Raw genomic sequence first — 3,600 nt, 5'->3', positions numbered from 1 at the left:
AATTAATGTTCCCATTAGCTGATCGAGAATTTGCTCAAGCATTCCAATTGCGGCCTCCTTGACTTGGAAGGAGACTCCGTCCCGTAGTCTTCGTTTATTCAAAGGTGATACTTCCGAAAGGAAATTTGCAATAATTGTTGCATATTTTCGGATTGAGCCGTGAAAATCCCCCCATGCCCCCGTCCCTGACCTGCTGGAAGTGCAACGCTTCCCTGGCGGCGTTGGGTCTGCCGCTGCGCCGGCTGGAGGTGTGCAAAGCGTGCAATGCGGAGTTGCATGTATGCAGGATGTGTGTCGAATTCGACACCTCCTGTGCATCGCAGTGTCGGGAACCCATGGCTGAGGAGGTTCGTGACTGCATATTCCGGCGCATGGTGATCGCGGTTTCCAGCGCATCATGAACGCAGATTCCAGGAGAACGTGAACACGATTCCGGCGTGATCGTGAACGCTGTTCGGCGTTCGCTGGAAGGGCGATGACGATGCCGTGGCGGCATCGATGAAGGTGGAGACGGCGATGGGAATCACCGCCTGAACACTCGCGAGGCCGGCTGACGCGCATCTGGGCATGATTCGGTCCCCCAATGGACCTGAAAGCCCGTGATCAAGACCCGACGACGTCGATGCCTGTGTTGCCAGAAGCTGTTTGCCCGCGACCCGCGCCTGCGGCACCGGCAGAAATACTGTTCGGAGCCTGAGTGCCGGTCGGCGAGCAAGCGCTCGAGTCAGCGACGCTGGCTGCGAAAACCCGACAACGTCGAATACTTTCGCGGCGAGCAGCACGTGGGCCGGGTGCAGGCGTGGCGCTCGCAAAACCCCGGATATTGGCGAAAAGCGGCCTTAATCGGGGAACCGTTACAAGAGATGATATTGACGCAAGCCGATGATCGGATTGGGAAATCCGGCTCCTTAGCGCTACAAGAGACGAGCGCGATGCAAGGGACTGATCCGAGGGAGAAAAGCGGCTCGTTAGGGCGACCTGCGTTACAAGATTCGATGTAACGGCGCGAGGTGCAGGGCAAGAATCGCTGGCGATCACCTCCACGAAGGATGCGCCGTCGATGCCCAACCCAAGAATCTCCGTCAGTCAGTTGAGGCAGCTGATCCAGCTGCGCGCGAACCAGTTGACGACGCGGGCGATCGGCCGCGCGCTGTCGCTCTCGCAGGGCGCGGTGTCGAAGTATGGCCGTGCGGTGCTCGCCTCGTGCGGCACGTGGGAGGCAGCGCTCGGCCTCGAGGAGACCGAGTTGGAGCGGCGGGTGTTTGCCGCGCGCCGTTTGCGGCCGGTGCCGAGCACCATGGCGCCGGACTGCGCCTGGATCCACACGGAAATGAAGCGCCACAAGCACGTGACGCTGCAGCTGTTGTGGGAGGAGTATCACGGGGTGCACGGCGCAGCGGCGCTGCGTTACAGCGCCTTTTGCGAACGATACCGGCAATGGGCGAAGCGGTTGCAGCGCTCGATGCGCCAGCGGCACTTCGCCGGCGAGAAACTCTTCGTCGACTACGCGGGGCGCACGGTGCCGATCTACGGCGCCTCCTGCGAGGAGGCCTTCCGGGCGTCGCTCTTCGTCGGCGCCTTGGGCGCGAGCGGCTATGCGTACGCGGAGGCGACGCGCACGGCGAGCCTGCCCGACTGGCTCGGGAGCCACGTGCGGATGCTGGAGTTTTATGGCTCGAGCCCGACGATCCTGGTGCCGGACAACCCCCGGGTCGGCGTGACGAAGGCGGATCGCTACGAGCCCGAACTGCAGCGCTCGTACGAGGAAATGGCCGGGCATTTTGGGATCGCGGTGATCCCGGCGCGGCCGTATCGACCGAAAGACAAGCCGAAAGCGGAGTTGACGGTACTGCTGGTGTGCCGCTGGATACTCGCGCGGCTGCGCCATCAGCGCTTCTTCAGCTTGGAGGATCTCAATGCCGCGATCCGACCGCTGCTTGATCGACTGAACGATCGACCGTACCAGAAGCTGCCCGGATCGCGGCGCTCCATGTTCGAATCGCTCGACCGCCCGGCGATGCGGGCGCTCCCGACGACCCGGTACGTGTATGCCGAGTGGAAGCGCGTGCGCGCCGCCTTCGACTACCACGTCGAGATCGACCGGCATTACTACAGCATCCCGCACGCACTGGTCGGACAGGAGCTGTGGGCGCGCTTCAGCGCGGCCACAGTCGAGGTGTTCCACCGTGGCCAGAGGGTCGCCAGTCATGTGCGCTCCTATCAGCGCGGCGTGCACACGACGATCCCCGAGCACATGCCGAAATCCCACCGCGAGCATGCCGAGTGGTCGCCGACTCGCCTCATCCATTGGGGCGCCTCGATCGGCGTGAACACCGGCGTGGTGGTCGAACATCTTCTCAAGAGCAAAGCCCACCCCGAGCAAGGCTACCGGGCCTGCTTGGGGCTGCTCGCCCTGGCGCGGCAGTACGGGCACGGCCGGCTCGAGGCGGCGAGCGCCCTGGCCGTGAAGCTACAGAGCCCGAGCCGCAAGAGCGTGCTGTCGATCCTGAAAACCGGCCGCGACCAGCACCCGGCGGCACCGACCGCGGAGCTCGAACTCGACCTGCCCGAGCACACGAACGTGCGCGGCCCGACCTACTACCACTGAAACTCGATCCCCCCTTTCATCCGACCTGGAGACATCATGTTGACGGAAAATACCTTGGAAACCCTGCGATCTTTGAAGCTGCACGGCATGGCGCAGGCCCTCGAACACCAGCGCGAGACGCCCGACACCCACGCGCTCGCCTTCGAGGAGCGCTTCGGATTACTCGTCGATCGCGAACGGTTGTACCGGCACAATGGCCGCTACCGGGGGCTCCTGCGCAAGGCGCGTCTCAAAGTCGCCCAGGCCTGCGTCGAGGACATCAGCTACAAGCCCGGTCGCGGGCTCGAGAAGTCCCAGATCGCCGCGCTCGCCGACGGCGCCTGGATCGAGCGCGGCCAGAATTTACTCATCACCGGACCGACCGGATCGGGCAAGACGTGGATCGCGTGTGCGCTTGCCCATCAAGCATGCCGGCAAGGCTTGCAGGGCCGGTACTGGCGCGTGCCGCGCCTCTTCGAGGAAATCCGCACCGCCCACGGCGATGGCAGCTACTTGAAACTGCTCAAGCGCCTCGCCAAAGCTCCCGTTTTGATCCTCGACGACTGGGGTCTGATCGGCCTGTCCACACAAGATCGGGCCGATCTGCTTGAAATCCTCGACGATCGTCTGAATGTGCGTTCGACCGTGCTGTGCAGCCAGCTCCCCGTGGACAAATGGCACGCCTATCTCGGGGAACCCACTTTGGCGGACGCCATCTTGGACCGCCTGGTTCACCACAGCCACCGCATCGAACTCAGGACCGGAGGCGACTCGCTGCGCAAGTCATTGGGGTTGTCGAATGCACCACCTTCGCCCGCGGCTCCCCCAGAAGCGAAGCCGCGAAAGTGACCGTCGGCGGCGGCGGCCGCGAATACGAACACGTCACCGCTGGAATCCATCATTTATCGATCTCATCGTGAACACCTGACCCCATGTCGGCGGCCAAGGCCGCCGACACTCACTATGCGTTCACGATGGCCTGGAATCTGCGTTCACTTTGAGCGGAATATCCA

3 protein-coding genes are annotated in these 3,600 nt (G+C 63.2%); 2 read left to right on the top strand and 1 reads right to left on the bottom strand.

The window, feature by feature from the left end; translation table 11 throughout:
• Positions 1 to 395: 395 nt before the first annotated feature.
• Positions 396 to 782 carry a hypothetical protein gene (locus KGM94_RS24255; protein ID WP_300264968.1) on the bottom strand — a complete coding sequence of 129 codons (387 nt, stop codon included), beginning with the start codon at positions 780 to 782 and terminating at the stop codon, positions 396 to 398.
• A gap of 278 nt (positions 783 to 1,060) precedes the next feature.
• Here KGM94_RS24255 and istA point away from each other — a divergent pair, with 278 nt between their 5' ends.
• Together istA and istB are read left to right on the top strand one after the other, a co-directional pair.
• Positions 1,061 to 2,608 (top strand): IS21 family transposase, encoded by a 1,548-nt coding sequence (gene istA / locus KGM94_RS24250; RefSeq protein ID WP_300264965.1) that lies wholly within the window; start codon positions 1,061 to 1,063, stop codon positions 2,606 to 2,608.
• Between the two features lie 36 nt (positions 2,609 to 2,644).
• Complete coding sequence (istB, locus tag KGM94_RS24245; RefSeq protein WP_300264962.1) at positions 2,645 to 3,436, top strand: IS21-like element helper ATPase IstB; 792 nt, start codon at positions 2,645 to 2,647, stop codon at positions 3,434 to 3,436.
• The last annotated feature ends 164 nt before the right edge of the window (positions 3,437 to 3,600 follow it).

The sequence above is a fragment of the Bradyrhizobium sp. genome (genome assembly GCF_028868675.1).
Classification (GTDB): domain Bacteria; phylum Pseudomonadota; class Alphaproteobacteria; order Rhizobiales; family Xanthobacteraceae; genus Bradyrhizobium.
The sequence above is the reverse complement of the archived record's forward strand: the minus strand, read 5'-3'. Positions and strand labels throughout refer to the sequence as shown.

Excerpts from the sequence above, each read along its gene's own strand:
- istA (WP_300264965.1), top strand. The coding sequence starts at position 1,061 with ATGCCCAACCCAAGAATCTCCGTCAGTCAGTTGAGGCAGCTGATCCAG.
- istB (WP_300264962.1), top strand. The coding sequence starts at position 2,645 with ATGTTGACGGAAAATACCTTGGAAACCCTGCGATCTTTGAAGCTGCAC.